Annotated in this window: 18 protein-coding genes and 2 tRNA genes; 8 read left to right on the plus strand and 12 right to left on the minus strand. The window is 40.8% G+C overall.

The genetic code is table 11. The features are described from left to right. Window positions 1-63: 63 nt before the first annotated feature. The 3 genes from glmM (at window position 64) to K1X84_01560 (ending at window position 3,447) form a co-directional block, all read left to right on the plus strand. Window positions 64-1,395: a phosphoglucosamine mutase gene (gene glmM / locus K1X84_01550; GenBank protein MBX7150296.1), complete on the plus strand. Its 1,332-nt coding sequence runs from the start codon at window positions 64-66 to the stop codon at window positions 1,393-1,395. Window positions 1,396-1,444: 49 nt separating this feature from the next. Beyond that, window positions 1,445-2,590 (plus strand): DUF1349 domain-containing protein, encoded by a 1,146-nt coding sequence (locus K1X84_01555; protein ID MBX7150297.1) that lies wholly within the window; start codon window positions 1,445-1,447, stop codon window positions 2,588-2,590. Window positions 2,591-2,700: 110 nt separating this feature from the next. Next, entirely contained in the window at window positions 2,701-3,447 is a 747-nt protein-coding gene (locus K1X84_01560; GenBank protein ID MBX7150298.1) for an SDR family oxidoreductase, read from the plus strand. A gap of 94 nt (window positions 3,448-3,541) precedes the next feature. Here the strand turns inward: K1X84_01560 and K1X84_01565 are convergent. After that, window positions 3,542-3,613, minus strand: a tRNA-Thr gene (locus K1X84_01565). Between the two features lie 125 nt (window positions 3,614-3,738). Here K1X84_01565 and K1X84_01570 point away from each other — a divergent pair. Genes K1X84_01570 through K1X84_01590 form a run of 5 tightly spaced genes read left to right on the plus strand, consistent with a single transcriptional unit; the run spans window position 3,739 to window position 8,486 of the window. Then, the gene (locus K1X84_01570; protein ID MBX7150299.1) at window positions 3,739-4,155 is read left to right on the plus strand and encodes a HEPN domain-containing protein; all 417 of its coding nucleotides are present in this window, start codon (window positions 3,739-3,741) and stop codon (window positions 4,153-4,155) included. 12 nt (window positions 4,156-4,167) lie between these two features. Next, a complete protein-coding gene (locus tag K1X84_01575; protein ID MBX7150300.1) occupies window positions 4,168-5,172 on the plus strand; it encodes a hypothetical protein in 1,005 nt (334 codons plus the stop codon). After that, window positions 5,169-6,665, plus strand: coding sequence for a circularly permuted type 2 ATP-grasp protein (locus tag K1X84_01580; GenBank protein ID MBX7150301.1), 1,497 nt, complete (start codon window positions 5,169-5,171; stop codon window positions 6,663-6,665). Before K1X84_01575 ends, K1X84_01580 begins: the two co-directional genes overlap by 4 nt. After that, window positions 6,655-7,773, plus strand: coding sequence for a carboxylate-amine ligase (locus K1X84_01585; protein MBX7150302.1), 1,119 nt, complete (start codon window positions 6,655-6,657; stop codon window positions 7,771-7,773). The genes K1X84_01580 and K1X84_01585 overlap by 11 nt, the downstream gene beginning before the upstream one ends. A 50-nt stretch (window positions 7,774-7,823) precedes the next feature. Further along, complete coding sequence (locus K1X84_01590; protein ID MBX7150303.1) at window positions 7,824-8,486, plus strand: PspA/IM30 family protein; 663 nt, start codon at window positions 7,824-7,826, stop codon at window positions 8,484-8,486. 115 nt (window positions 8,487-8,601) lie between these two features. Here K1X84_01590 and K1X84_01595 read toward each other — a convergent pair whose 3' ends face one another. The 11 genes from K1X84_01595 to tuf form a co-directional block, all read right to left on the minus strand. Continuing rightward, window positions 8,602-9,174, minus strand: coding sequence for a hypothetical protein (locus tag K1X84_01595; GenBank protein MBX7150304.1), 573 nt, complete (start codon window positions 9,172-9,174; stop codon window positions 8,602-8,604). 293 nt (window positions 9,175-9,467) lie between these two features. Further along, the gene (rpoC, locus tag K1X84_01600; GenBank protein MBX7150305.1) at window positions 9,468-13,691 is read right to left on the minus strand and encodes a DNA-directed RNA polymerase subunit beta'; all 4,224 of its coding nucleotides are present in this window, start codon (window positions 13,689-13,691) and stop codon (window positions 9,468-9,470) included. Between the two features lie 111 nt (window positions 13,692-13,802). Next, the gene (gene rpoB / locus K1X84_01605; GenBank protein MBX7150306.1) at window positions 13,803-17,555 is read right to left on the minus strand and encodes a DNA-directed RNA polymerase subunit beta; all 3,753 of its coding nucleotides are present in this window, start codon (window positions 17,553-17,555) and stop codon (window positions 13,803-13,805) included. A gap of 188 nt (window positions 17,556-17,743) precedes the next feature. Further along, the gene (rplL, locus tag K1X84_01610) at window positions 17,744-18,136 is read right to left on the minus strand and encodes a 50S ribosomal protein L7/L12 (protein ID MBX7150307.1); all 393 of its coding nucleotides are present in this window, start codon (window positions 18,134-18,136) and stop codon (window positions 17,744-17,746) included. A 94-nt stretch (window positions 18,137-18,230) separates the two neighbouring features. After that, the gene (gene rplJ, locus K1X84_01615; protein MBX7150308.1) at window positions 18,231-18,758 is read right to left on the minus strand and encodes a 50S ribosomal protein L10; all 528 of its coding nucleotides are present in this window, start codon (window positions 18,756-18,758) and stop codon (window positions 18,231-18,233) included. Between the two features lie 40 nt (window positions 18,759-18,798). Then, window positions 18,799-19,503, minus strand: coding sequence for a 50S ribosomal protein L1 (rplA, locus tag K1X84_01620; GenBank protein MBX7150309.1), 705 nt, complete (start codon window positions 19,501-19,503; stop codon window positions 18,799-18,801). Between the two features lie 80 nt (window positions 19,504-19,583). Next, complete coding sequence (gene rplK, locus K1X84_01625; GenBank protein MBX7150310.1) at window positions 19,584-20,006, minus strand: 50S ribosomal protein L11; 423 nt, start codon at window positions 20,004-20,006, stop codon at window positions 19,584-19,586. Between the two features lie 27 nt (window positions 20,007-20,033). After that, a complete protein-coding gene (gene nusG / locus K1X84_01630; protein MBX7150311.1) occupies window positions 20,034-20,630 on the minus strand; it encodes a transcription termination/antitermination protein NusG in 597 nt (198 codons plus the stop codon). A gap of 26 nt (window positions 20,631-20,656) precedes the next feature. Continuing rightward, entirely contained in the window at window positions 20,657-20,839 is a 183-nt protein-coding gene (gene secE / locus K1X84_01635) for a preprotein translocase subunit SecE (protein ID MBX7150312.1), read from the minus strand. Window positions 20,840-20,875: 36 nt separating this feature from the next. Continuing rightward, window positions 20,876-20,948, minus strand: a tRNA-Trp gene (locus tag K1X84_01640). Window positions 20,949-20,973: 25 nt separating this feature from the next. Next, window positions 20,974-21,099 (minus strand): elongation factor Tu (tuf, locus tag K1X84_01645; protein ID MBX7150313.1); only part of this gene is annotated, 126 nt, incomplete at its 5' end.

Raw genomic sequence — 21,099 nt, forward strand, 5'->3', positions numbered from 1 at the left:
ACCAAGAAAAATACTGTTGCTAGACAGCAAGAACCCATTCATGCTGTTCCTGAATCTAACCTTATGATTAGTGTTTCAGGAATCCGCGGAATTGTCGGCGAAGGCCTCACTCCCGAAATAATAACAAAGTATGCTTCGGCGTTTGGAACATGGGCAAACGGCGGAAAAATTGTAATCGGTCGTGATTCACGGGTCAGTGGCGAAATGGTACGCATGGCGGTCGTCGCCGGATTATTGGCAACCGGTTGCCGTGTTATCGATATCGGAATTGTTTCAACGCCTACCACTGAAATTGCCGTAAAAAACCTTAAAGCTTATGGTGGAATTGCTATTACAGCCAGTCATAATCCGGTAAACTGGAACGCCTTAAAACTGATCGGTCCTAAAGGACTCTTCCTCGATCAAGCTCAGGGCAATGAAGTTATTGAATTGGCTTTGAAAGAGAATATACTGTATCAACATTGGGACCGGCTTGGAAAAATTGAATATTATGATTACGCGATTCAAAATCATATCGATCAAATACTTGAACTGGAGTATTTAAATGTCACACAGATAAAAGATCGCAAATTTAAAGTTGCCGTTGATTGCGTCAATGGAGCCGGTGGAATTTTTATTCCTAAACTTCTGCAGGAACTGGGATGCGATGTTGTAATTTTAAATGAAGAGCCACACGGAATTTTTCCAAGAAACCCGGAACCGGTCGTCGAAAATCTCGGCCAATTATCCAATGCTGTTCTTGAGTTCAAAGCGGATATAGGATTGGCCGTCGATCCTGATGTTGACCGGCTGGCAATTGTAGATGAAAATGGTCAGCCTATCGGAGAGGAATATACATTGGCATTAGCAACCGATTTTATATTGTCGAAACAATCCGGTTCTGTAGTTATCAATGCTTCCACTAGCATGGTCATTGATGATATCGCACAAAAATATGGTAGTACCGTATTTCGTACTAAAATTGGCGAGATCAATGTTTCTACTAAAATGCAAGAAAAGAATGCCGTCATCGGAGGAGAAGGCAATGGAGGGGTTATTTTGCCCGAAATCCATTTCGGACGTGACGCGGCAACGGGAATTGCTCTCATATTACAGCATCTCTGTTCCACAGGAAAAAAAGTTAGTGAACTGAAGCAAACATTACCTCAGTACGCAATGATCAAAACAAAAATTGAATTAAGTAAAGTTAACGCTGACGAAGTTTTGCAGCGAATTACGCATAAAAATAATGCTCAAAAAGTAGATAAAACTGACGGAGTCAAACTGATTTACGACCATTCATGGATTCATTTTAGAAAATCGAATACTGAGCCCATCCTTCGAACGATTGTAGAGGCACGTACGCCGCAAGAAGCCGAAGCGCTATTGTCGTCGTTTACCTCATTTTTTAAATAATGATACATGCGCGTTCTCAATAAAACTTAAGTGAGAGGAGTGCAGCCTTATGAGAATGGTGTTATTATCTCTTGTAATTGCGGGAAGCCTTTTGGCTCAAAAACCCGATTGGGTAAACAACCCCGGTACATTTGCCGCTGAAAATTTCGTAGCCGTAGGTGTTGCAAAAAATGATAAACTCGATAAAGCAAAAGAAAAAGCCGAAAGCAAAGCGATGAAGGGCATTGAAAAAATGCTCAAAAATAAATACAAAAACAAAGACATCAAACCGGCCTTAGCCTCTATGCGTATTCATGCAACGTGGCAGGATCCAGCGACAAAATATTTTTATGCTTTAGCTCTATTACCAATTGAAGCCATTGACAAAGATTATGCCGGACAGAAAAAATTAGATAAAGCAAAATCCAGCGCCATGAGCGCAACCAAAATGCTCATGGGAATGACGAATGATCCGGATGTCGTAATCATCAAAGCCGAAGAAGGTAACGATGAAATAGCCGAATCTTCGGATAATGACGAAGAATCCGGTGTCGAGACAAAATCCGAAGAACAAAACGAAGACCAAGCGGTTCAAACCGAAAGTAAGAGCGAGAAAAAGGAAATGATGACGACCGTTTCAGGCAATGGAAACCAGACAGATTTTAAAAATAAATCTCTTGGCAACTTTAAATGGATTGATCAAGACGGTAACTCGAAGAGTTCGTTCTTAGGAGAAAACTTGACCGCGACAGTTGCCGGTTACGAAAATTTCAAACCTGAAGAGGGTAATAAAAAAGCTCCACGTTTAGAGTATCCTAATGTAACAGGAGATTTTTCCATTGAAACTAAATTCCGTTATGATTGGGCTAAATACTATAGTTTTGGTGTGGGTTTATATGCATTGAACGGCAAGCAATATGTGAGAACGTATGTTGAATACCACGGCGAATATGTTTATTTAAACGGTTATGCTAACGATATTACTTTACCGCAAACCGAAAAAAGAATTGAACATTTAAAAACGCCGGTCTATTTTAAATTAGAACGAAAAGGTTATACATTTACGGCATATTACAGCACAATAGACGGAGATTGGATTGAAATAGCGAACGTGGAAACTGAATTTCCTGAAACGGCCGGTGTTGGAATATTTTTTATGAATGATGACAACGATACGGCCCAGTGCAAAGTTGAATATGTCAAGTTAAAACAATAAGTCATAAAATAATTTCAAATAAAAAGCGAGTCTATAGCTCGCTTTTTATTTTTTCCTTAAGTTAGCTATACTACACTATAAATTTCACCTTTAACAAAATTGATAACTATATGAAATTAAAATATCCCAATTATCCTGTTGCGCTTGTAACGGGCTCGGGAAGGCGATTAGGAAGGAAAATAGCCGTTGCCTTAGCTAAAAATGGATTCGATATCGTTATTAATTATAATTCAGCCGATAGTGGTGCTAAGAAGGCCGTTGATGAAATTCATTCTCTCGGTCGTAAATGTATTTGTATTAAAGCGGATGTCTCAAAAAAGCTGCAGGTTCAAAAAATGTTTCGGTCATTATATACAAAATTTGGGCGTTTAGATTTGTTGGTCAATAATGCAGCAATCTTCCCTAAAGCCTTTGTGTTGGAGAAAACGCCTGAAGAAGTATGGGACCAAGTTATCGATATCAATTTGAAAGGTACCTTTTTGTGCGCGCAAGAAGCTGCGAAAATCATGCTTAAACAGAAATCCGGCCATATCATTAATTTAGCATCATTGGGAGGATACTTAGCGTGGACCCAGCATATTCCTTATAACGTGTCCAAAGCGGGAGTGATCATGTTGACTAAATCCATGGCCAAAGCGCTTGCACCTGATATCCGCGTCAATGCTGTAGCTCCAGGTACGATTATTATTCCAAATGAGGAAACCGGTATCGATCATCAGCCTTCCATTGAACGAATACCACTTAAAAAATATGGCAAACCGTCCGATATTACCGACATGATTATTTTTCTCGCACATTCATCTGATTATATAACCGGTCAAGTCTTTTCTATCGATGGGGGAGTTACGGTTTTATAATCTGCACCTCTGCCAATCTGCCGGAATTCTTAGATAACTTAGAACCAAAACAAAAAAGCATCGCTGAAAAACGATGCTTTAATATTTAAAAGTGAGCCACAAGCGGGATTTGAACCTGCGACCTGCTGTTTACGAAACAGCTGCTCTACCGCTGAGCTATTGTGGCGATATTCGTGTTCTTAAAAATGCGGGTCAAATATAGACGAATCGAAATGAAAAATCAAATATTTTTTGTCAATTGTTCTAAGTCCTGTTTGGCTTGCATATCAGTAATGAGTTATCTATATTTTTTTGCATATCAAAATTATCCAATACTATTTTTTTCTTCAGTCAGCCATGCAGATCGATGACCGATACAGAACCGGGGTTTTATTACAAAAAGCCGATGAAACCCTAGGTCATGCGGAATTACATATTCAGGCAGAACGCTTTGAGGATGCAATTCTAAGTTGCTACCATAGCGTTTTTTTTACATTGCGTGCTTTTCTGAAAAAAAATCATACTGAACCCGAAAAAACGTCCGATTCAATCCTGATTTTCAAACAGAACTACATCGATAATAACATCATTCCGATACGCTATTATGAACTACTACTTACTATCGTAAAAAAAATTCAAACTGACAATGACGTGGCTGACGTGCATGATGCTCAAAAAATTTTTAACGATTCGGAATCTTTTTACAATTACATTACCGATAAAATATGAGGATACTGTTGTATGAGCAAAAAATTGAAAATTGGAGTTTTGAGAGGAATGGAGACTACGTTTCCGGATGCGTTGGTTGCCAATATTAACAAAATAGCTGCGGAAAAAAAATTAAATATCGAAGCGGACTTTATCATGCTGAGCGGAACTAAGATGGCTGAACCAACCGGCTATAAACTAATCATCGATCGAATTTCTCACGAAGTAGCTTATTATCGCGCATTCTTGAAAAATGCGATGCTCAATGGTACCGAAGTCATCAATAATCCATTTTGGTGGTCAGCGGATGATAAATTTTTTAATTATTCCCTGGCTGAAAAAATGGGAATTCCTGTCCCCAAGACAGTCATATTGCCGCATCATTCACATCCGCCTAATACGACGGATCAATCGTTTCGTAATTTAGTTTACCCGCTGCCGTGGGATCAATTGTTTGAATACGTTGGTTTTCCGGCTTTTCTAAAACCCTTTGATGGCGGTGGTTGGAGACACGTTTATAAAGTAACTTCACCCAAAGACTTTTTTGAAAAATACGACTTGACTGAAAGTCTGTGCATGGTGTTACAAGAAGGAATAGAATTCGAAGAATATTATCGTTGCTACTGTATCGGAAAAAAAGATGTCCGAATTATGCAATATGATCCCGGCGCCGAACCTCATGAACGCTACGTAAAAAATCCAAAACCATTGGCTCCAAAGATGGAGAAACAAATTACTCAATTTTGCATTGATTTGTGCAAAGCCCTTGGATATGATATAAATACCCTTGAATTTGCTGTCCGGAATGGAGTCCCTTACGCCATTGACTATATGAATCCTGCCCCAGATTGTGATTATCATTCGGTTACACCGCCTAATTTTGAGTGGGTACTAAGCAAAGTCACAGCAATGGCCATAGAAAGAGTATTAGACAAAAGCAGGGAAGTCAATCAGTATCGCTGGTCTGAATTTCTTAAAGGATTGGATCATTCGACGCCTTCAAAGACGTCCAAAGTAAAAAAGAAATCAAAAGCATGACCACCAATATCCCTGAAGCAATCCGTTTTTATAATAGCAGTTTAGAGACGTACGCGCAATCCATTCCGGAAATTTATCAACAGTTTTCCAAAGATTGTGAAAAGAGAAAATTGACTTTCGGTGGTCGTTCCATGTTCAATTTTTTACGGCCGAACTTTGTCAGCATCGAGCAATACCAGTATATTCGTCACGTTTGCAAGATACTGAGAAATGCCGTTACTAAATTCAAGCAAGCCGCTCTCTCTGATGAAAAATATTTGCGTCAAGCAGGATTGATCGATAAAGAACGATCGTTGGTTATGATCCACCCCGGATATGATCGGCTCTCTATAACGGCACGATGGGATTCTTTTTTGAGTGATGAAGAGTTTTGTTTTGTCGAATTGAACGCGGAATGTCCTGCGGGGATTGCTTATTCTGAAATTGCAGCCGATGTTTATAGCCGGTTGCCATTTGTCCAAGATTTTAAGAAACGCTTCAGGGTACATAAATTCAAAATCCGACAGACATTACTTGACGGGCTATTAAAAACCTATAACGAATATCGCGGAAATAATAAATCTAAAAAACCGACTATAGCGATCGTCGATTGGAGAGAAGTACCGACTTATACTGAGTTTGAACTATTCAAAGAATTTTTTGAAAGTAAAGGCTTGAACTGTGTTATCGCCGATCCAAGGGATTTAGAGTATTCAAATGGTCGATTGAAACACAACGGCACTGCCATTGATTTGGTGTATAAACGAATTCTTACCAATGATTGTGTTGAAAAGCCCGATGAAACCAAGGCATTGGTCGATGCCTATCGTAATCACGATGTTTGTATGATTAATCCATTTCGTGCAAAACTTGTCCACAAGAAATCTTTATTTGCAGTCTTGACTCATGAACAAAATCGGAACTTATTTAATTCTGATGAACTTTCTGTTATTGCTAAACATATACCTTGGACGCGATTGATTTGTAATGAGAATACGATTTTCAATGGGAGAAAAATTGATTTAGTGAATTACATCTCTATTAACAAAAATCAATTTGTGATTAAACCTAATGACGAATATGGTGGAAAAGGGGTATATCTCGGAAAAGAAACGAATGAAACTGAGTGGAATCAAATTATCAATGACGCAGTAAATGGCGAACCTTATGTGGTTCAAGAAATAGTAAAAATTCCCCGAGCTGCATTCCCAATTGTTGACAACCATTCTATCAAGTACGTCAATATGGTTGTAGACTTGGATCCGTATGTGTTTGGATCAAAAACTGAAGGTCTTTTGACTCGTTTATCTTCCTCATCTTTAGCGAATGTAACAGCCGGTGGTGGAACTACTCCCACATTTGTGATTGAAAGAATAGCAACAAAAAAATCTCGAATCAGCGCTAAAGTAACACTTAAAACCAAATCATCTAACAAAATTAAAAATAAAGTATTTAAACGCTCTAAAAACAAAAAAGTATCAAATCGTAAAAAAGGGAAACGCAATGCCCGATAAACACTCTTTTACGCTCGGCATTGAAGAAGAATATCAAATAGTTGATGCTCAGACAAAAGAATTACGTTCACATGTAAGTACCCAGCTACTCGAGGAAGGTAAGATGATTTTGGCTGAGCAAATCAAAATGGAAATGCACCAATCAGTCGTGGAAGCAGGGACTCACATCTGCCACACAATTCAAGAGGCAAAAAAGGATGTGGTAAAACTCCGGAGCACGCTGTCAAAACTGGCCGAAAAAAGGGGGTTGAAGATTGTGGCAGCAAGCACACATCCATTCAGCGATTGGAAAACACAGGAAATCAGTGAACATGAGCATTATAAGCAAATAGTTGAAAATATGCAGGATTTAGCCAGGGCTAACCTGATTTTTGGCTTGCACATTCATATCGGAATGCCCGATAATGAATCATGCATTGCTATTCTAAATCAAATTCGATACTTTTTACCACATATTTTGGCCTTGTCAACAAGTTCACCATTTTGGATAGGGCGGAATACTGGTTTAAAGTCAATAAGAACAAAGATTTTTAAGAGATTTCCACGAACAGATCTTCCTCCATATTTTGAATCCTGGTCTGAATTCGATAATTATGTAAATTTATTACTCAAAACGAATTGTATTGACAACCGCAAGAAAATTTGGTGGGATGCCAGGCCTCATCCAAGTTTTGGTACATTAGAAATTCGCGTTTGTGATTTACCAACTCGTGCGGATGAAACAATAGCCATCGCTGCGTTAGTACAGGCACTGATGCATACGTTGTATCACAAATTGTATAAGCAAAACCTTAGTTGGAGAAATTATTCCAATGCTTTAATATCAGAAAACAAATGGAGGGCGAGCCGATATGGTTTGAATGGCAAACTAGTCGATTTTGGTAAGCAAGAAGAAGTTCACGTTAAAGATCTGATTTACGAGCTTATAAGGTTAATCGATGAATCTGTTGATGAATTGGGGAGCCGGAATGAGATCAATTATATTTATAAGATACTTGATGAAGGCAGTAGTGCCGATAGACAACTTAAAGTATTTGAACAAAGCGGCAAAAATTTACACGCAGTAGTTGATTATTTAATACAAGATACAGTTACTAATTTGAGTTAAATCATTAAAATATATAAAATTACATTTAACCTAAATTCACGGAGGTAAATATGGGCATCTTCGCACGTATGACAGACATTATGAAAGCAAATATTAATGATTTTCTGGATAAAGCCGAAGATCCGGAAAAGATGATTAAACAAATGGTCATTGAAATGGAAGAAGCCGTCAATAAGGCAACAACGGCTGTTGGCTCGGCTATAGCGAATCAAAAGAGATTGGAAAAACAGTATAATGAAAACAAAAAATCAGCCGATGAATGGCAAAATAAGGCCATTCAAGCTGTTAATGCCGGCCGGGACGACTTGGCAGGTCAGGCATTAACTAAGAAGCAATCGTATATGACAGCTGCCAACTCATTGGAATCGACATTGGCTGAGGCCACTAAAACGGCTGAACAAATGAAACTTCAATTGACACAATTAAAAGCCAAGCTTGACGAGGCCCGCGTTCGACAAAATACCTTAATAGCACGTCATCAGGCCGCAAAAGCCAAGAAAATGATTGCTCAACAAATGAGCGGCGTTGGTGGAAATGCTTTTGCGAATTTTGACAAATTTGAGAAGAAAGTTGAAGATGTTGAAGCCGAGGCCGATGCTCATTCAGAACTTGCCGGTGAATCGACATCGTTAGATGATGAATTTAAAAAACTAACTTCAGACTCCAATGTTGATTCAGAACTCGCAGCTTTAAAGGCACAACTTGGCAAATAGCCTATACCGTCAATTGATATATAATATATATTATGTAAACCATAATTCGCCTGACATAGAAATAAAAAAACCTGTTAGATTCTACTCTAACAGGTTTTTAATTTTTTCTTATTTCTTACTTTTGTGCAACAGATTGAAATCCAGTATTCCAATCCTTCCATTCCAGACGTTTCTTCTTTTGACGCATATCTAAAAATAATACGTAAGCCCATTCGGTATTAGTCTTGAGGTCCCGATAATCTTCAATATTAATTTGGCTTTCATCAACTCCAAATATTCTCAGATAATGCGCCAAAGTGCTGGGCAATATCTGATAACCGCCAACTTCCCCAAGCGCCCCATCCGTGAATTGCCATAATGAGCTTTCAGTTTTCAAAACATTAATAACAAAATCATCGCTAATGTTCATTTCACGGGATTTTCGCTGAATATAACGAATCAAAAGCTTATCAGGTAAAAATCCATTACTTTTCAAATTAGCAATTCTCTGATCGATTTCGTCAACCTCAGATTTATACTTCTGCAATATTGAATTATCAATCTTCAATTGACGATTTTCATCACGCAATTTTTCGATTTCTTTACGTTGCTGGTCGATAACTGAATCACCTCCAATGTATCCGGTTATCAACGAAGTTACCAAAAACACACCTAACAAACTAAAAACAATAGAAACAGAGACTTTCAACGTGTTTTTTACTCTTTGACTCACTATTACTTTCCTTCCATTTGGTTGCAAGATATGCCTAACTCTAGGCTTGTTTACCTATTACTTTAAAATAAACAAAAGGTTAATGACAATACCTTATAAAAGGCAGTTATTATAAATTATTTTCCTCTTGAAAACAAGTATTTTTTTAAAAAAGTGTGTACTGTAAAATAATAAAAAACAAATAATTAAATTAACTAAATAAAAAAGTGATGCCCAAAACCTATGATTTGAACATCACTTTTCGTTAAAACGTACTTTATTTCACTAATCTATTTGGCGACTTCTTTCTTGGATCGCTTGGATCCGTTTCCATTTTTTCCTTCTTCGGCTAAAGTTTTTGAAGTAACACGGATGTCTTGATACTGTTTTAATCCTGTTCCAGCAGGTATAAGACGTCCCATGATCACGTTCTCTTTCAGACCTAGCAAATAGTCAGTTTTGCAACTAATTGCAGCATCAGCCAAAACTTTAGTCGTTTCTTGGAAAGAAGCAGCTGATATGAAACTTTCAGTACTCAATGAAGCTTGCGTAATTCCCAATAACAGCGGTTCAGCAGTCGCCGGCATTGCTTCTCTGAATTCCGGCCCCTTTTTCTTCTCATATTTCTTGAGAATCTTATCCAACTCGGCCTTAGTGAGAATCTGGCCATCTTTTAGGCTTGAGTCCCCTTTATTGGTAATAACGACTTTTTCACGAATCTTCTGGTTTTCGTCTAAAAATCTTAAACGATCAACCTGATCATCTTGTAAGAAAATCGTATCGCCCGGATCCAGAATGCGAACACGTTGCAGCATCTGTCGAACGATAATCTCAATGTGCTTATCGTTGATTTTAACGCCTTGCGTACGGTACACTTCCTGAATTTCGTTGACAAGATAACGCTGTACTTCCGAAGGACCTTTGATGCGAAGAATATCGTGTGGAGCGACCGAACCGTCACACAATTGTTCACCGGCGTACACGTAATCGCCATCATGAACAATAAGGTGTTTTCCAAACGGAATTTTATAAGATTTCGCTTCGCCTTCTTTTCCTTCAACGCTTACTTCACGATATCCGCGAGAGATCTTACCGACCTTTATATAGCCGTCGATTTCACTGACGATGGCGGAATCACGCGGCCTGCGGGCTTCAAACAATTCTTGCACACGCGGTAGACCGCCGGTAATATCTTTAGTTTTGGACATCTCTCGTGGAATTTTCGCAATCGGATCTCCTGAAACTACATCGTCACCATCCTTCACCACAAGATACGCACGGGTCGGAAGAATGTGTGATTCCAGCGTTTCTCTGCCTTTCTTCAGGACGAGTGTTGGAGTAATTTTTTTATCGCGGGAATCAATAATCACTAAGTGCTTCATACCGGTTGCTTCATCGGCTTCTTCACGGCAGGTCACACCTTCTTTGATTCCTTCAAATTGCACCACGCCATCATTTTCAGCAATTATTGGCGTATTGTACGGATCCCATGTCATGATGAGATCATCTTTTTTCACAGTCTGACTGTCACGAACAGCCACAGTCGCACCGTAAGGAACTTTGTATGCATAAACCAATCGTCCGTCTTCGTGCAATTCAATACGTGCGTTACGACTCAAACAAATACGCGAGTTATCTGATTTTCTTTCAAGGAATTTGATTCCCTGTCCGAATGTGATCTTGCCGTTTGATTTGGCCAATGCCTGCGGTTGTTCACCAATACGTGAAGCAACGCCACCGATGTGAAAGGTACGCAAAGTTAACTGAGTTCCAGGTTCACCGATTGATTGCGCTGCCATAACACCGACGGCCTCACCCATATCAACTATTGTTCCGGTTGCAAGATTACGTCCGTAGCATTTCGAACATACTCCGCGTTTGGATTCACATGTTAATACGGAACGAATAACAACAGTTTCAATAGCAGAATTGGATAACATCTCGGCTTTATCTTCATCGACCAACTCTCCTGCTTCGATCACAACGTCTCCGGAAGAAGGATCGACAACGTCGTCGGCAGCTACACGACCTAAACATCGTTCACCCAACGACTCCTTAATTTCTTCACCTTCTTTGATTGCACTTGTACTGACGCCTAAAATAGTACCGCAATCAACCTCAGTGATGATAACGTCCTGTGCAACGTCCACTAATCGACGAGTCAAATAACCGGCATCAGCCGTTTTCAAAGCCGTATCGGCCAGACCTTTACGCGCGCCGTGGGTTGAAATGAAATACTCCCACACCGAAAGGCCTTCTTTGAAACTAGAAGTAATCGGGTGTTCGATAATTTCTCCGACTTGGCCTGTCATTGATTTTTGCGGTTTCGACATCAGACCGCGCATACCACCAAGCTGTTTGATCTGATCACGGGATCCACGAGCGCCGGAATCCATCATCATGAAAATGGGATTAAAACCGTCGCGGGAGACTGTAATCGCTTTATACATGGCCGCTGCAACATCATTCGATGCATGCGTCCAGATATCGATAATTTTATTGTAACGTTCACCGTCCGTCATCAAGCCCATTCGATAAGTTTTTTGAACTTTTTCGACTTGTTGTTTGGCTTCTTTGAGAACGTCTTCTTTATTCGGAGGTGACAATACATCGTCAATACCGATGGATGAACCTGATCGCATAGCAAATGTGAACCCGAGCATTTTTAAATTATCAAGAAATTCAACGGTTTTGAGATTTCCAATTATCGAATGCATCTTGGAAACGATCTCTTCCATCTTTTTCTTGGTAAGTAATTCATTCAAATACCCCATTCCCTTCGGAACGATTTCGTTAAAAATGGCTCGGCCGACACTCGTATCGATATATTTAAAAACCGGTTTCTTACTGTTAGCATTCGGATCTTCGATACGCAATTTGATCTTTGAATGAAGTTCAACCGAACCGGCATCGAATGCCATACGTACTTGTTCGATGGAAGCAAATTTACTTCCTTCAGCCAAGCCACCTTTTTTCTCTTTGGTAAGGTAATAACATCCCAACACAATATCCTGTGACGGTATCGCAATTGGACGACCGCTGGAAGGCTGAATAACGTTATGGCTTGAGAGCATCAGCAACCGGGTTTCAATTTGAGCCTCATATGACAATGGAATGTGAACGGCCATCTGATCGCCGTCAAAGTCAGCATTGAATGCGGCACAAACTAACGGATGCACTTGAATGGCACGGCCTTCAATTAAGACAGGCTGGAATGCCTGGATACCCAGACGGTGCAACGTAGGAGCGCGATTGAGCATGACCGGATGATCTTCAACAATCTTTTCAAGGATTTCCCAAACTTCCGGTCCGTGTTTGTCCACCATGCGTTTTGCACTCTTGACCGTCTTGACGTAACCGCGTTCAACCAATTTGCGGATAATAAACGGCTTGAATAACTCAACGGCCATTTCTTTTGGTAATCCGCATTCATGAAGTTTTAATTCCGGACCAACAACAATCACTGAACGGCCGGAATAATCTACACGTTTACCCAAAAGGTTTTGACGAAAACGTCCTTGTTTACCTTTGAGCATATCTGATAACGATTTCAGAGGACGATTGCTGTCGCTGCGTACAGCGGCTGTTTTCCTTGAATTGTCAAATAAGGAGTCGACCGCTTCCTGCAACATGCGTTTTTCATTACGCAAAATCACTTCAGGCGCTTTGATCTCGATTAATTTGCGAAGCCGATTATTACGAATGATCACACGGCGATACAAATCATTAAGATCGCTGGTAGCGAAACGCCCGCCTTCCAAAGGCACTAAGGGACGTAATTCAGGCGGAATAACCGGAATCACATCAAGTACCATCCATTCCGGCATGTTGTAGGTATCACCTTCGCGATTGCGAAATGCGTCCGCAACACGGAGTTGTTTCAGAACGTCCGTACGTTTTTGCATAGAAGTTGAAGGATCGCGAAGAATTCTACGGGCGTCGATCGACATCTGTTCGACATCGCAACGTTTGAGCAATTCTTTGACGGCTTCTCCACCGATCAATGCAATAAATTTGTCCGGATCGGTGTTAGGCAACAATTCATTTTCAACGCCTAATTCTTCTTTGATACGGTATAATTCTTCTTCCGGAATAATGTCTTTGTATTTCAATCCACTCTTGCCGGGCTGAACCACAACATAATTTTCGTAATAAATTATTTTGTCTAATTGCTTAATGCTCAATCCCAGCAAGCTGCCGATTTTTGATGGCAACGAGCGGAAAAACCAAATATGAACAACGGGCACGGCTAAAGCAATGTGCCCCATCCGTTCGCGGCGCACCGCTTTCAACGTCACTTCGACGCCGCAACGGTCACAAATAATACCTTTATAACGGATGCGTTTGTACTTTCCACAATGGCATTCCCAATCTTTGACGGGACCGAAAATCTTTTCGCAAAACAAACCGTCTTTTTCCGGTTTAAAACTGCGGTAATTAATCGTTTCGGCCTTTGTCACTTCTCCGTACGAACGGCTAAGAATTGCGTCCGGGGAAGAAATTCCGATGGTAATACTGGAAAAGTTTTTTGCTAAACTGGTATTCGATAAATACGATGATGTCACTGTAAACCTCCTTAGGCGGAAGTATTATTAAATTTTAAATTAGTTGACGGTTGGTGAAAATCACTCGATTTTCACTTCAAGACCAAGTCCTTGCAATTCACGAACAAGTACGTTGAAAGATTCCGGAATTCCAGCCTCAGGCAAATTGTCGCCTTTAACAATGGATTCGTATACTTTCGCACGTCCCGTAACGTCATCCGACTTATACGTCAGGATTTCTTGTAAGGTGTGAGCGGCGCCGTACGCTTCAAGCGCCCACACTTCCATTTCACCAAAACGCTGGCCTCCGAATTGCGCTTTACCGCCCAACGGCTGCTGCGTAATCAGCGAATAAGGTCCGATCGACCGGGCGTGAATCTTATCATCGACCAAGTGGTTCAGTTTCATAATGTAGATATAACCTACCATGACTTCTTGATCGAATTTTTCACCGGTACGTCCGTCTGTCAGCCAAACTTTGCCGTGCTCAGGCAATCCTGCTCCACGAAGTTCGTTTTTAACATCCTCGATTTTGGCTCCGTCAAACACATTTGTCTCATAATGTTTGCCGAGAATTTTTCCAGCCCAACCAAGTGATGTTTCGAAGATCTGGCCAAGATTCATACGCGAAGGCACGCCCAATGGATTAAGAATGACTTGAACCGGCATTCCGTTGCTGAGAAAAGGCATATCTTCTTCCGGAACGATTTTGGAAACGACGCCTTTGTTACCGTGGCGTCCGGCCATTTTATCGCCGACCGAAATCTTACGTTTTTTGGCAACTTGAACTTTAGCTAACTGAACGATTCCCGGGGGTAACTCATCACCGACCTGGAGTTTGTATTTTTCTGAATTGTATTCAGTTTCTACTTCTTCCATATTACGTTCGAAGTTATCAAAGAGGAAATTAGCCATTTCATTTGTTTCTTCGTCGTCGCTCCACTTGCTTTCCTGCAGATTGATTTCCGAAGGATCAAGATTTTTAAAGCTGTCTTCAGTGAATTTCTTTCCTTTTTTGAGGAACTCAGAACCGTCCGTGTAAGAAACTCCTGCCGATACTTTGCCAACCAAAAGTTTGGTTAATTCGTCGCGTAAATTGGATTTAAGCCGGCGAACTTGTTTCTTGTATTCGTTCTCAAGCTCTTCCAATTTCTTTTTATCTTCTTTCTTGGATTCCGAATCCTTTTTCTTGCGGCTGAAAAGTTTTGTCGAAACGACAATTCCTTTCATGCCCGGAGGTGCTTTCAAAGACGCATCCTTTACATCGCCGGCTTTATCACCGAAGATTGCTTTCAGGAGTTTTTCTTCCGGCGTTGGATCGGTTTCACCTTTAGGAGTAACTTTACCAACGAGAATATCACCTGCTTGCACTTCAGCTCCGACACGAATGATACCGTTTTCATCCAGATCTTTGGTAGCATCTTCACTAACGTTCGGAATTTCACGGGTCAATTCCTCTTCACCGCGTTTGGTATCGCGAACTTGAATTTCATATTCTTCAATATGAATTGACGTGAAAAGGTCTTCTTTAATCAATTTTTCACTCAGAATGATCGCGTCCTCAAAGTTATACCCACGCCACGGCATGAAAGCTACAAGCACGTTACGACCGAGCGCTAAATCACCACGTTCAGTCGCACAACCATCGGCAATGATTTGTCCTGCTTTTACTTCGTCGCCGATACGAACTATCGGACGCTGATTGATACATGTGTCCTGATTCGTTCTGAAAAATTTCATCAATCGATAAGTGACCGTATCGGACACTTCCGATTTCTGTTTCTTAACATTTCCTTTTTTACGAATTGTAATCTCGTTGGCTGAAACATCTTCGACTACGCCATCGATTTCTGAAATCAAGACGGCACGCGAATCAACAGCAACAATACGTTCCAATCCTGTTCCTACAAGCGGCGCTTCCGGCATCAGCAACGGAACAGCCTGACGTTGCATGTTGGAACCCATCAGCGCGCGGTTCGCATCATCGTGTTCCAAGAATGGAATCAATGCGGCGGCGGGACTTACGATTTGTGCCGGTGAAACATCCATATAGTCCACTTCATCCGGAGGCACAATCGGGAAATCACCTTTTTGGCGCGATTTGACAAATTCGTTTAAGTAATTTCCTTTTTTATCGTACTGTTCATTTGCTTGCGCAATGATTTTATCGTCTTCGTCCCCTGCTGTCAAAAATTCAACACCGGGTTGAACCTTTGAATTCGTGACTTTTTTATAAGGCGTTTCGATAAATCCGTAACGGTTGATGCGTGCGAATAGACATAACGATGAAATCAAACCGATATTCGGTCCTTCCGGTGTTTCAACCGGGCAAAGACGTCCGTAATGTGTATAGTGTACGTCACGAACTTCGAATCCGGCACGTTCACGCGTAAGACCGCCGGGTCCGAGAGCAGAAAGACGACGCTTGTGTGTCAATTCTGACAACGGATTGGTTTGATCCATGAATTGGGATAACTGGCTCGTACCAAAAAACGTATTGATTACGCTGGAAATCGTTCTGGCGTTCACCAGATCCTGTGGCGTTAAATTCTCATTATCACGCAAATTCATACGTTCTTTGATCGTACGTGTCATTCTTGACAACGCAACGCTGAATTGTGAAGCCAGTTGTTCTCCGACCGTTTTCACACGGCGATTTCCAAGATGGTCGATATCATCGGTAGAACGAGTGCCGTTGCGAAGCTCGATCAAAGCTTTGATGATCGCAACAATATCGTCTTTAGTCAGGACTGTCACAGCTTCCGGTATATTCAAGCCCAATTTTTTATTAATACGATTACGGCCGACATCTCCCAAGTCATAACGCTTGGCATTAAAGAACTGACGTTCAAGCAGACCGCGTGCAGTCTCCAGATCCGGAGCATCACCCGAGCGCAACTGACGATAAATTTGTTCCAGAGCTTCTTGTTCGCTCTTTGTGATATCTTTACGAATGGTATTAGCGATCACTTCCGGAATAACATCTTCCGTTTTGATCAAATCAATTTTTTTGATTTTATTTTTCTTCAGCTTCGCTACTAATTCATCATTAATTTCAGATTCTTTTTCGGCAATAATTTCGCCTGTTTCTTCATTGACAATATCTAATGCAAGTTTACGTCCCATGATAGCATCACCGGAACGCGATAATTCAACCTCATCAATGACTCCAAACAGTTTCAACATGTCACGATCTGAAGAATATCCGAGTGCTCTTAAAAATGTCGTGACAGGAAATTTTTTCTTACGATCTATAAAAACATACATTACATCATTAACATCGGTGGTGAATTCAATCCAAGATCCGCGAAATGGTATCACGCGGGCCGAAAACATTTTAGTGCCGTTCGGATGGATTGATTCATCAAAAAATACTCCGGGTGAACGGTGTAATTGACTGACGACTACACGTTCGGCGCCATTGATAACGAACGTACCTTTGTCAGTAATGTATGGCAAATTACCTAAATAAACGTCCTGCTCGATGAGTTCGGGATGCTTATCATCTACCGACTTTTTGCTCGAGAGGCGCAAAGTTGCTTTAAGTGGTACCGAATAAGTAACACCACGTTCCTGACATTCACGGACATCGTATTTCGGACGCTCAACAAAATACTTCAGGAATTCTAACTTAAAGAGTTCTTTCGCGTCTTCAACGGGAAAAGAACTGACAAAAACAGATTGTAAACCGGTATTAGTGCGTTTTTCGGAAAGAGTATCTTGTTGGAGGAACTCGCGGTATGATTCGATCTGGATCTCAAGTAAATCAGGCATTTTGAGAGAACTGGCGTTTCTAGCGAAATTAACACGCTCGATCACTTTTTTCGTATTCAAAGGGACCTGCCTTTTTTTTAAATTAGATTTAAAAAAATTGATAATGAACTAATTTAAGTGCAAGGCATCTGCACTTGAACATTCGAAAATCCATATTCTCGCCTGGATTTTTATAATAGAGGAAGGCGATTCGTGCAGAACCGCCTTCTCTATGCTACCAATTAACAAAGAACGAGTGTCGAACCGGATTATACGATGTCAATCGTTGCACCGACTTCGGCAAATTTAGCTTTGATTTTCTCAGCTTCGTCTTTTGAAACACCTTCTTTGACAACCGCCGGAGCGCCGTCCACGAGGTCTTTCGCTTCTTTCAGGCCGAGGTTAGTCAATTCACGAAGAACTTTGATGACCTGAATTTTCTTATCGCCTGCGTTAGTTAATTTTGCAGTAAATTCTGTTTTTTCTTCAGCTGCAGCAGCCGTACCACCGCCTGCAGGCGCTCCGCCGCCAACCGCAGCTACCGCAACCGGTGCAGCGATTTCTACGCCGAATTTACTCTTAATGTCTTTGACGAGCTCGCCGATTTCGATCATATTGGCATTGGCCAAATAGTCGAGCACATCTTCTCTTGAAACTGCCATGGGAGATACTCCTTCGATTTGTTATCGCCAGTCACTCGCAACATTTATACGAATGATAAATTAAGGCGATAAACGGTTAATATGATAAATAGTATTAAGCTGCTTTTTGATTTTTTAACGATTCCAATATTCCAACCAGATTTTGCATCGGTGTATTGAGCAACATGACAACATTCTGCATCGGCGAATTCAATAAGCCCATCAATTGCGCCAACAAATCTTTCTTCGTCGGCATCTTGGCTATATCACCTAATTTTGATGCTTCAAAAAGTTGTTTTTCAATAACACAAATCTTCAGTTTGAGCTTATCATTTTCCTTGTCTTTAAGGAATTCAGACAAAGTTTTAGCCGGCGCGATCGGATCTTCATAACCAAACGCAATGCCGGTCGGACCTTCCAAAAATTTATCCAAACCGCCATCGTATCCGGCGCGATTCAGCGCAATTTTGGCCAGTGTGTTTTTGACAACTTTAAATTCCGATTTGTTTTCACGGAACTTGTTGCGAAGGTCTTCCATCTTCTTAACATCGATTCCGCTAAAATCGGTTAGATAGATTCCCGATGCTTTCTGCAACTTCTCAGCAAGCTCGGCAATCAATTCGTTTTTATTTTCTTTTTTCATTGCTGCCTCTATTCGATAAACTTTTAATGAATTCGATTAATTAGTGAATAGTCAGAGCGCCAACTTCCTGGCTGTTGACTTTGATGCCGGGTCCCATAGTTGTAGATACGAAAACGCTCTTCAGATATTGACCTTTGGCTGATGCCGGTTTCATCCGCATAATCGTTGTCATGAAACTTCTAAAATTATCGGCCAATTGTTTGGCATCAAAATTTGCTTTCCCGATGGCAACGTGAACCGTTCCTTGTTTATCTACTCTGAACTCCACACGTCCGGCTTTAACTTCACCAATAGCTTTGGTAACGTCTTGAGTGACCGTTCCACTTTTCGGATTAGGCATTAGACCTTTAGGTCCCAATACTTTTCCTAATTTACCCAATTCAATCATAGCTTCCGGGGTCGCGATAATGACGTCGATATCCGTCCACCCATCTTTGATTTTTTGCAAATACTCATCGAATCCGACAAAATCAGCGCCTGCTTCTTTGGCTTCTTTGTCTTTGGTTTTAGTAATAACTAAAACTTTCACTGTTTTACCTGAGCCATGCGGTAATAAAACAGTACCGCGTAACGCCTGATCGGCATATTTCGGATCGACCCCAAGGTTAACGGCAACATCGACCGACTCAGTGAATTTTGCACTTGATGTTTCTTTGATAAGAGTAAAAGCTTCGTCGATCGAATACTCTTTCTTCTTATCGACTTTCTTGTCGATGCCTTGGAAACGTTTACTTCTCTTTTTCATAATACTCCTTGTAACGAATTTTCACGCGCGTTGTAAATACGGTGATTATTCTCCCACCATGGGTGGTATGGTTTAACAACTTAATCGATGACTTCGACGCCTAAGCTTTTGGCCGTGCCTTCAATCATACGCATTGCTGAATCAATATTTTTTGTATTCAAATCGGGTAATTTGATTTGAGCAATTTCACGAATTTTGGCCCGTGTGATTTTCCCAACTTTATTACGGTTTGGCTGGGCAGAGCCTTTTTCAAGATTGATGGCCTTTTTCACGAGAATGGCAGCCGGAGGAGTCTTTAAGATAAATGTAAAAGTACGATCAGAGAACACGGTTATAATAACCGGAATGATCATACCTTTTTGATCTTGCGTCTTAGCATTAAACGCTTTGCAAAATTCCATAATGTTTACGCCGTGCTGACCAAGCGCAGGACCTACGGGAGGTTGCGGATTGGCTGCTCCGGCCGGAATTTGCAACTTAATTTGGGCAACTACTTTTTTCATTAGATTCCCTATTCAGTTGATGATTGATTAATTACCTTCGATTTTTACTTGCAAAAAGTCGAGTTCAACAGGCGTGGATCGCCCGAAAATACTGACCATAACTTTCAGCTTGTTCTTTTCATAATTGATCTCATCGATGAAACCAGTAAAATCCGTAAACGGTCCGTCGATGATACGAACCGCGTCTCCTACTTTGAAAGGAACGTCGTAAACTTCAGAATCTTTCTTTTCATGCATTCTGCCCAGCATCCGGTCTACTTCATCCGGCCGTAAAGCCTGTGGCTGATTTTTTGGACCTACAAAATTAACAACACCGGGAGTATTCGAAATAACATGCATGACGCGTTTATCATCCACCATTTCAACGATCATGTATCCGGGAAGAAACGAACGAGTTTTTTCTTTTTTTCGGCCGTTTTTCATTTCAATAACCGTTTCGGAAGGAATCAAGATTCTAAATACCTGATCGGTGAGACCGGCAATATCCAATTCACTAAGAATATGTTCTTTGATTTTTGCTTCCTGGCCAGAATACACGCGTAATGTAAACCATTTCGTATTGTCAGGCCTACGAACGTCTTTTGTTTCTTCTTTTTTTTCTGAAACGCTTTCAGAATTTTCCATTATCATTCCTTGCATTTACTGCAGTATTATAAAAGCAGCTGTTTGACAATGTACTGGAGAATATTATCTGTCGTAAAAATATAGATGGACAAAAGGATCCATAAGATCATTACAACCCATGTCGAACCGGTTAATTCTTCACGTGTCGGCCACGAAACTTTTTTCATTTCCGTTTGCACGCTTCCGAAAAATTCAGTGATTTTAGCCATAAAATTCTCGCATGTTATTAGTAAACATTTTCAATGCAGGGGAGACAGGACTTGAACCTGCAACCTACGGTTTTGGAGACCGCCGCTCTGCCAATTGAGCCACTCCCCTATACCCGTCAATACTGCAACAATTCTTACTTAATAATCTTAGTTACGACGCCAGCGCCGACAGTTCTACCACCTTCACGAATCGCGAAGCGTAATCCTTCTTCCATCGCGATCGGCGTGATCAATTCCACATTGATCTTGATGTTATCGCC

The organism is bacterium (assembly GCA_019695335.1).
Classification (GTDB): Bacteria; CLD3; CLD3; order SB21; family SB21; genus JABWBZ01.

Excerpts from the sequence above, each read along its gene's own strand:
- glmM (MBX7150296.1), top strand. The coding sequence starts at position 64 with ATGATTAGTGTTTCAGGAATCCGCGGAATTGTCGGCGAAGGCCTCACT.
- K1X84_01555 (MBX7150297.1), top strand. The coding sequence starts at position 1,445 with ATGAGAATGGTGTTATTATCTCTTGTAATTGCGGGAAGCCTTTTGGCT.
- K1X84_01560 (MBX7150298.1), top strand. The coding sequence starts at position 2,701 with ATGAAATTAAAATATCCCAATTATCCTGTTGCGCTTGTAACGGGCTCG.
- K1X84_01575 (MBX7150300.1), top strand. The coding sequence starts at position 4,168 with ATGAGCAAAAAATTGAAAATTGGAGTTTTGAGAGGAATGGAGACTACG.
- K1X84_01580 (MBX7150301.1), top strand. The coding sequence starts at position 5,169 with ATGACCACCAATATCCCTGAAGCAATCCGTTTTTATAATAGCAGTTTA.
- K1X84_01585 (MBX7150302.1), top strand. The coding sequence starts at position 6,655 with ATGCCCGATAAACACTCTTTTACGCTCGGCATTGAAGAAGAATATCAA.
- K1X84_01590 (MBX7150303.1), top strand. The coding sequence starts at position 7,824 with ATGGGCATCTTCGCACGTATGACAGACATTATGAAAGCAAATATTAAT.
- rplL (MBX7150307.1), bottom strand. The coding sequence starts at position 18,136 with ATGGCAGTTTCAAGAGAAGATGTGCTCGACTATTTGGCCAATGCCAAT.
- rplJ (MBX7150308.1), bottom strand. The coding sequence starts at position 18,758 with ATGAAAAAAGAAAATAAAAACGAATTGATTGCCGAGCTTGCTGAGAAG.
- rplA (MBX7150309.1), bottom strand. The coding sequence starts at position 19,503 with ATGAAAAAGAGAAGTAAACGTTTCCAAGGCATCGACAAGAAAGTCGAT.
- rplK (MBX7150310.1), bottom strand. The coding sequence starts at position 20,006 with ATGAAAAAAGTAGTTGCCCAAATTAAGTTGCAAATTCCGGCCGGAGCA.
- nusG (MBX7150311.1), bottom strand. The coding sequence starts at position 20,630 with ATGGAAAATTCTGAAAGCGTTTCAGAAAAAAAAGAAGAAACAAAAGAC.
- secE (MBX7150312.1), bottom strand. The coding sequence starts at position 20,839 with ATGGCTAAAATCACTGAATTTTTCGGAAGCGTGCAAACGGAAATGAAA.